Origin of the sequence: Hallella colorans, assembly GCF_003096815.1 — a bacterium.
In the GTDB taxonomy this organism is placed as follows: Bacteria; Bacteroidota; Bacteroidia; order Bacteroidales; family Bacteroidaceae; genus Prevotella; species Prevotella colorans.
Map to the genome: position 1 here is coordinate 147,187 of NZ_QENY01000005.1, position 8,509 is coordinate 155,695.

The window sequence follows — 8,509 nt, forward strand, 5'->3', positions numbered from 1 at the left end:
GCCAATCGCCGTTTTTCTCAAATGTTATGCAAAGATAGCCAAATTCAGTGAATTACAGGCTATGATTGCTTGAATTTATATTTAAGTCCATACTCTTCAAGTTTGCTGTATAGTGTTGTCCTGCCTATTCCGAGCAGTTCGGCGGCGACACTCCGGTTGCCGTTTGCCTGTTTCAACGCACGCAATATCCGCTCCTTATCCTCCGCGTCATTGCGCAGGGCGAAGTTGACAGTAGAGGTCGGTTTCGTCACGGCAAGTTCCAGATGCTCTTTCATGACAACACCTTCCTGCGCCTGCAATACAGCACCCATAACTTTCTGCCGAAGTTCCCGCACGTTGCCCGGCCATGCGTGTGTCAGCAACGCTTTACGTGCTTCGGAACTGAACCCGCTCACGCTACACTCCAGCTCTCTGTTTGCCATATCACGGAAGAACTCTGCCAGCGGCATGATGTCTTCCTGACAGTCACGCAACGGAGGAACGGTTATCCCGAAGTCGTGCAGGCGGTACAGAAGATCCTGCCGAAAACGCTTTTCACTCACTGCCGCTTCCAGATCCTCGTTGGTGGCGGCGATGATGCGGACATTGAAACTCCTGTCTGCCTTGTCTCCGACCGGGCGATACCGCCTCTCCTGTATGGCGCGGAGCAACATCTGTTGGGTTTCCAACGCGAGGTTTCCTACCTCGTCCAGAAACAGCGTGCCGCCTTCCGCCTCATGGAAATATCCTTTCTTGGCACAATCTGCTCCTGTAAACGCTCCCTTGACGTGTCCGAAGAAGGCCGAGGGCGCAAGCTCTTTGGTGAGTGAACCGCAGTCCACCGCCACGAATGGCTTGACTGCCCGCTTGCTCTTGTCGTGCAGGTGGTGGGCAATATGTTCCTTACCCGTGCCGTTCTCTCCGAATATCATCACGCTCATATCGGTAGCGGCTACCAGCCTTATACGGTGCATGATTTTCTGAAATGCGGAACCGTCACGGGCGAACACAGGCATACGGCGTTGTCCTGCCTGACGTTCTTTCAGTATGGAACGGATCAGGGGGACAAGTTTATCCTCCACAAGCTGTTTGGGAATATAGTCTATCGAGCCGAGTTTCATGCTTTCCACGGCGGTATTAACTTCGGCGTAGTCGGTCATAATGATGAAGGGCTGCATCTTTCCCTCCTTTCGCATCCAGCGCAAAAGGTCAATGCCGTTACCGTCAGGCAGGCGCAGGTCGGCAACCACGATGTCATTATCTGTCGCCTGTTGTAGATGTTTCTTCGCGGTTGAGAGGTGGTAAGCCTTCACGGTGCGGTAGCCCTCCCGCGCCAGCATGTTGCAGACAAACTCGCAGTACACGATATTGTCTTCTACCACAATTATTGTTGTCTTATCCATCTTCGTATTTTCTCCTTTCCTCTTCTGCCAACCGGATTATTTCCGCTCCCTTATCCAGCACGGCAGTCACGGCATGGCTTAACGCTTCACCATCCGGGAGTACATCGCCATGAAGCAATCTGTAAAGTACATTTAGCGGTTGGTCGGCACGTAGCACCTCCCACGAGCTGCGCAGGTGGTGTGTCAGGGAATCCAGCTTTTGCAGGTCTTTTTCTGTTGCCGCTTCCCGTATTGTCTGCATCTCTTTTTCAGTTTCCGTCATCAACTTTTCCAGCATAACGGCTTCATTGCCGTAAGACAGCAAAGCTGAAAAATCCGGTTTCCCGTCCGGTGTTTCTTTTATGGCACACCTGTCGGAAACCTCCATCAACTCCGATATGGAGAACGGCTTGAACAGGCATCCGGCAAAGCCTTTTGCCAATAGTTCCCCTTTGTTACAACTGCCCGAAGCGGTTGCCACAACCACCGGGATTGTTGGTGAATTGCCCACGTTGGACGAACGCAACAGTTCCAGTAATTCGAAACCGTTTATACCGGGCATATTCAAGTCTGTCAGCAACAGGCTGTATTCTTTCTGGCGTATCATTTCCATCAGTTCCGCAGCATCGGTGCAAGTGTCGCAGTGTATTCCTTCTTGGGAGTACATCTCTTTCAGCATCAGAAGTAATACCTCATCATTGTCAATGGCGACAACATCATGGAATTTATTGTTATGATAAACAGGTGTATTGCTTGTATATCCAAGCTGTTCTTCAGCTTCCTGCATAGAAATTTCAACTGTGAAACGACTGCCTTTCCCTTTCTTGCTGTCCAAACGGATTGTTCCGCCAAGCATCGACACAATATTACGCATTATGGCAAGCCCAAGCCCGAAACCCTCCTTTGCGGCGGCATTTGATAGACGTTCAAACGCACCGAACGCTTGTTTCTGTTCCTCTTCTGTCATGCCTGTACCTGTATCTTCAACGACCAGTGTCAGAACTCCATTATCATATTCAGTAATCAAAGAAACACCGCCTTCTTCTGTGAACTTGACTGCGTTTGACAGCAGGTTATTCCCGATTTGTATTATTCGCTCTTTGTCGGTCAATACAATGGCATCGTGTCCAGTCTTCACGGACAAGGACAACCCTTTGTTCACTGCAACAGGAATGAACTCCGTTTCAAGTGTGTGCGTGATTGCAGAAATCCGGCAGGGTGACAGACGGGGCTGTTCCTTGCCGTTGTCCAGGCGGAAGAAGTCAAGCAAAGTGTTGAGCATATCCCGCATACGGTCGGAGGATTGCAGTATATTTCGGATATATTGCCCATTATTACCGCTATTGCATTCTTTCCGCAAAAGTTCGGTATAGCCAGTTATTGCCGTCAGTGGTGTACGCAACTCATGGGTAATAGTATGTACCGCTTTCTTTCGGGAGGTTATGAGTACCTCATTTTGTTGCACGGACTGTTCCAATTGCTCGATCAAATCCGTTGTCTTGCGTTTGTATCGTTTAATGTTCTTTGCATCACGGTGTATGATGATATAGGAAATGACCAACAGCAAAAGAACAAATCCCATCAAGCCGCCTATCTGCATAAATGATTTTTTACGCATCGCTGTTATCTCGCTTTCTCTATTTTGTAAATCAGATTGTACCTTCTTTTCGATTTGGCAAATCAATCCTTGCAGTTGTCTGTTAAGTTCTGCATTACGGGCAGCAAGACTATCGGCTTGTTCTGACAATCGACGGCTCTGCGCTTTCTGTTCGTTGACCATGTTTCTATTGGATGAACGGAGCGTAGTCGTTGTTGTCGTTGGCTTCGTTCCCTCTTTTTTGCCAAAGATGCCCAAGAAACCTTTTCGTTTTGGCTTTTTGGACTGTTCCTGCACACTTTTCTGCACAATAACCGGAATTTGATTGGCTATCTTCTTGTTAATAGATTGTTGTTCATCCATTAACCGGACTATCTGGAACATCTGTCGTTCCTTATCCTCTAAAAGACTGCGCACACTATCGATGCGCTCTGCTGGATAGGTGGCCTTGAAACGGCAGAGCATACTGTCCATTGCCATACGCCGTGCATGGTAATGCTCGATATCTTTATCGTTCCATTCCAGTATTGTTTCACCCAATAGAGAAAATTTTATCATTTGAATATTGATATTGTTTATTTCTTTTCGGAGCTCGTCTATTTTTTTATTGCCAAGTTCTAATGCTTCTATCTCCTGCCATTCATAGAGGCTATTATATGCCATACATCCGATAAGAATGGAGATAAGTATATATCCCAACTGTATTGCCTTATAGAAATTTCCTGACCGCTCCATTATTTTGATGACATTGATTTTTGGAACATGAATAAAAGTTTATCTTTTTCGTTCATGCGGATATTATCAGAATAATCGCCTTTTGTTATTTGATACCCGCATGGCTTGACCATAAAAACGCCTAAACCCTTAGTGTATGAACTTACTTCTGAGGCGTAGTCTTTACTTGTATTTAATGGAACTTTCCCTTTAATATGACACCACTCATTATTGCAACTGATGTCTTCAATCTCAGACATCATTTTTTGCAAATCTGTAATAGCTTTGGAACTTGCCGCTTGGGGTATCTGCAACTCAAAATAGAGCATCGGTTCGAGAATGTCCACACCTGACTGTTGCAAGGCCAGCCTGAAGACATAAGGGGTCAGCTGTCTGAAATCAGCAGGTGTACTTACCGGGCTATAATACTCGGCTTGAGTAAAAGTTACTTTCAGATCAGTCACTTCCCATCCATGTAAACCAGATTGGCAAGACATACGAATCCCTTCAAAAACGGCATTTTGAAAAGAATGGTTCAGATAACCATAGGAGATGTCACTTTCGATTTGCAACCCTGTCCCTAACGGCAAGGGTTCAAGCGTCAGCCCTATTGTGGCCCAGTAAGGGTTGGGTGGCACTTCGATCTGAATAATCTTATTGACCTTTTTTACAGGTCGTTCTTTGTAGATAGTCTTGATCTCATCAAAATGGACCTTTACGGAAAATCGTTCTTCCAGCAATGTCTGTATGATTTCCTTTTGTGTCAAACCATATAACGAGATTTCCAATTCATCACTATATGAGTTTATGGAAAAGGACAAAGACGGGTCTTCAATCCACAATGTATTCAGAGCGGATATCACCTTGCTTCTCTCTTCGGACCTGTCTGGCCGGACGGAGGATTTGAGAGCGGGATGCTGATGAGATAACCCTTGAATCAAACAAGGTTTAGTACCTAAATAATCTCCGATTCGAAAATCTTCCATATCTTCTACAATCGCGATATCATTGGCCCCCACTTCATCAACATTTATCTCTCTGCCCTGATAAATAGTCTTTAGATTTTTAATCTTGATGAATTTTTCCGAATCGTTGATTCTTACAATGTCTCGAAGTCTCAGACTTCCGTCAATTATTTTTAGAAAACTTCTTTTATGTCCTTTGGGGTCATGCTCTATCTTATAGAGATAAGCTGAAAGTCTGTTTGAGACTGATTCTGGAGGAAGTATAAAAGAAGAGATGGCGTCCAACAACTCATTGATACCGATATTGAACATTGCTGATCCATGTAGTACCGGATAGACTTTGGCTTTTGCCACAAGATCGATTATCGTATTCCAATAATCAGCCGGTGAAATTTCGCTATCCGCCAAATATCGTTCTAATATATTGTCGTCATGGTTGCATACAAATTCTTTGTATTCTTCCTTTATATATGTTTGGGAGCAAATCGGATAAACCAATCCATCGACAACAGTTTGCATAAACAGGACATCTTGAGACAGATTTGTTTTTATATCCAGATACAAACGCTCTAAATTCACACCGTCACGGTCAATTTTATTGATAAATATAATTGTCGGGATTTGCAGTTTTTGTAAAGTATTGAACAGCAACTTTGTTTGCGCTTGTATGCCTTCCTTTGCGGATAAGATGAGGACTGCTCCATCAAGCATTTTGAATGTCCGCTCCACTTCCGCAATAAAATCCATGTGTCCCGGAGTGTCAATGATATTGCATTTCACTCCATTCCAGATAATAGATGTCGTAGAAGCCCGAACAGTAATTCCTCTACGTTTCTCTATATCCATAGAGTCTGTTATGGTGTCACCATTATCCACACGGCCGCACTTTTCCGTTGCTCCACTGGCAAACAGCAGATTCTCGGTTACGGAAGTTTTTCCTGCATCAATGTGAGCAAGAATTCCTAAATTTATAATATTCATTTGGATTAAGCAATAATATACTACAATAGATGCATTGTCGAAACGCACCTTTTAATACCTCCTCGTAGCATGTGAGAACTACAGGATTACTAACTCGTATTAATATGTATATTATTACTGCCGCATAACGATTACAAAATTACACAAAAAAATATATCTAACAAAAGTGGGAGGATTTTTTAACTTTTTACCATAGACATTTTATTAGGGAAGCGTAGGTTCAACTGGTAAGTACAAATAAGTAGAAATGTTTGAACAACAACGTTTTAGGAAGTTGAAAAAAATCAAGTTTCTCTCTCGGTATAACGTTTATTTTGGCCAATATCTTCTTTAGTTTGGCATTTGAGTATTTCCCATTCGTGTTCTATTTAGCTCCTTATTATGAGTATGTAGCAAGTTGCTTATCAAATTCAGCCTCTTTGAGGGTCAAATATGGTTTTGCAAATGGTGACTGACAAGACATAAACAAGGTCAGCAGGATTTTTTACATAAATGGACATGAATGTATATAACCTAAAATAAGAATAAATTTTAATAAGGGCTGCCCAAAAAGAAAAAAAATGCAGTTGCCATCCTACAGATACTTGCAGAAAGGATAAAATTTACTTTTAGACCTTTTGGGATAGCCCTTATTAATACTTCAGATAAAATTCCTAAGGTTATATTTTCAATCCTTTGGACCGGGTTTCCTCCTTGGCATACAGCCCCGGATGCCCAGTTATGGTGTGATTGGCGATAATACTTTCCGATGGATTGCGTATTTGCGGTGATGTATCTTCGGGATATTGCCTGATACCGTTTCGCACACCTTTCGCTTCCGGTTTGACCTGTTGCCCTTCATGCTCCTTTTCGGTGATTTCGGGTGTAGGCGGCGCAAGTTCCAGCTGTATCTTGCGGTCAAGGGCGGCAAGTTCGGACTTCAACTGTTTCAGTTCTTCCTCCTTCTTCCACACCTTGCCTGCTATCTCCTGCAACTGCGGTATCTCACGTTCCAAGACCTCATTCTTCGCTTTATACTGGTCGATGATGGAGGGGATTCTCTCAATCGCGTTGAGGAAGTTGCGGGCGGCGGCCAACGGGTCAGCCAGCGCCAGATGCCCGTTGTTGTAGGTGTACTTGTAGTTCCCCTCGACCACGAAGCGGTTGTCGGTAAACTCCAATCCCTCTTTGAGTATCCTTTCGCTGACCACCTTTATCGGGAAACCGTAAAACTCTCCAACCTGCGTGTACAACCCTCCGGTCGTGGCATTCTTGGCTATCTCCTGCAAACGCTTTCCGATGACTTTCTCATCGGCGGAATCCACTCCGTCCACCTTTATTATATTAAGGTGATTGCCCTCCTTGTCGGTCTGCACCACAGAGAGGAAGCGGTTCCAGTCCTCCGTCATGGCATCTATGAAAGCTGTGTTGTTGCCCAGCTCGCGGGTCTTCGATTCCAGCTTGAACTCCGAATCACGCTTGCCCTTGTTGAACGACTTGCGTTCCCCTTCGAGCGAGGCGATACGTTTTTCCAGTTTCGCCTTGTCCAGCAGGTCGGTGTTGCCGGATAGCAACGCCATATATTCCGAGAAGTTCATGCCCGATTTCTCGTCCATTGCCCCCTCGTCGATGGTACGCGCTTCCATAGCACCGCTTTTAAGCTGGCTGATGAAAGTCTGCTTGCAGTGCAGGAGGTTGAACTTGTAACTGTCCAGTGATTTTTCCACCGCGTAGATTATTACGTCCACGTTGTTCCCGGCGAAATGCTTGGCTATCTCGTTGCCTGCTCTAACTCCCCGTCCGTCACGCTGTTGCAGGTCGGACGGTCGCCACGGCGTATCAAGATGATGAATTGCCACACACCGTTTCTGTGCGTTCACACCCGTTCCGAGCATGGAGGTGGAGCCGAACAGCACACGCACCGTCCCGGCGTTCATGGCATCTATCACCGCCTTCCGAGCCTTGTCGGTCTTGCACTCCTGAATGAAGCGCACCTCGCTTGGCGGTATGCCGTAGTCCTCCGTCAGTTTGCGCTTGATTTCCGAATAGACGTTCCACCCATCGCCCGGCTGGTAAGTCCCCAAGTCAGAGAAAACGAACTGCGTGCCTTTCTGCGCGTCGTATTTTTGATAATACTCCGCGATTATTTTGGCACAGTGGCTCGCCTTGTTGTCGGGGTGGTCTTCGTAATGCGGGTCTATCATGCGCATGTCGAGTGCCATCTTCCGGGCATAATCAGTTGTTAAGAATCAAGGGAAACAGAGGGAAAAGCAAGGAATGTAACTATTTGAAATATCATCATTTAGCATTTTTATGCCATTATCGAGTTAGGCGAAAGGAAGCATCAAACGGCAGGAGTTCCGTTACCAAATCGTAACCCATCAAGGAAAAAGCAAAAAGGGGTTACGAATTGAAGGTAAACAACTGTATCATAGGTTTTTATTCTTCATCTTTCATTTTTCTGCATCGCTCAGGAATACTTGTTCATCTGTACCTTTGCAAGCAAAGGAAATTTTGAAAAAACGACAGAAAAAAATGAAGGAAAACAAACTCAAAGTATCGTTCTTCGTTCAGGCGAAACGAACCGACAAGAAAGGACTTGTGCCTGTCATCGGGCGCATCTCCGTTGGCAGAACCCATTCGGGCTTCTCCACCAAGTGTAAGACTCCGCTCGCTCTTTGGGACAGCCGCAAGCAAAGGCTTATCGGCAAGAGCAGCATGGCTGTGTCCGTCAATCAGAAACTTGGTGAATGCACTGCACTTATCCACACACGCTTTCACGAACTCAGTGAAAGAGAAGAATCCTTTACAGCCACAGACGTGAGGGATGCCTATCAGGGGCAAATCCACCGCCAAACCCTGCTCTTGGAGAGTTTCGGGGAGTATCTCACACAGACAAAGGAGCGCATAGG

General features: G+C 45.4%; 4 protein-coding genes and 1 pseudogene. 1 reads left to right on the plus strand and 4 read right to left on the minus strand.

All coding sequences use genetic code 11. The features are described 5' to 3' along the window. Nucleotides 1-59 precede the first annotated feature (59 nt). The 4 genes and pseudogenes from C7379_RS04120 to C7379_RS04135 form a co-directional block, all read right to left on the minus strand. A complete protein-coding gene (locus C7379_RS04120; protein WP_002560996.1) occupies nucleotides 60-1,382 on the minus strand; it encodes a sigma-54-dependent transcriptional regulator in 1,323 nt (440 codons plus the stop codon). Beyond that, on the minus strand, nucleotides 1,375-3,693 hold the full coding sequence (locus tag C7379_RS04125; protein ID WP_002560997.1) for a hybrid sensor histidine kinase/response regulator: 2,319 nt from the start codon (nucleotides 3,691-3,693) through the stop codon (nucleotides 1,375-1,377). The genes C7379_RS04120 and C7379_RS04125 overlap by 8 nt, the downstream gene beginning before the upstream one ends. Then, on the minus strand, nucleotides 3,693-5,618 hold the full coding sequence (gene tet(Q), locus C7379_RS04130; RefSeq protein ID WP_002560998.1) for a tetracycline resistance ribosomal protection protein Tet(Q): 1,926 nt from the start codon (nucleotides 5,616-5,618) through the stop codon (nucleotides 3,693-3,695). Before tet(Q) ends, C7379_RS04125 begins: the two co-directional genes overlap by 1 nt. 659 nt (nucleotides 5,619-6,277) lie before the next feature. After that, nucleotides 6,278-7,843 (minus strand): annotated as a pseudogene (locus C7379_RS04135) (helicase-related protein); the annotation flags it as partial. Nucleotides 7,844-8,132: 289 nt separating this feature from the next. Here C7379_RS04135 and C7379_RS04140 point away from each other — a divergent pair. After that, nucleotides 8,133-8,509 (plus strand): Arm DNA-binding domain-containing protein (locus tag C7379_RS04140; RefSeq protein WP_243406700.1); only part of this gene is annotated, 377 nt, incomplete at its 3' end.